Consider the following 224-nt stretch of genomic DNA (forward strand, 5'->3'; position numbering starts at 1 on the left):
CTGGAACAGGCGGTGCTGTCTTACGCGGCCGACGAGGTGCGCTGGGAGATGGGGCAGCGCGTGGCGGTCTTTCACGGCGGGCACAACGCGGTCACCGGCCAGCAGTCGGTCATCGCGGTGAACTCCATTATCGGCACCCGGGGCGTGCCGGGCATCAACCCCTTCGACCTGAAACCGGCGCTGAGCAACCCCAAGCTGTTCGCCCGCGACCGCCACCTGTGCGC

1 pseudogene is annotated in these 224 nt (G+C 68.8%); it reads left to right on the forward strand.

Annotation, left to right across the window (positions count from 1 at the left end):
* A pseudogene (locus tag HA630_RS01230) lies at positions 1–224 on the forward strand (HNH endonuclease); the annotation flags it as partial.

Source organism: Aquabacterium sp. A08, from assembly GCF_011742065.1.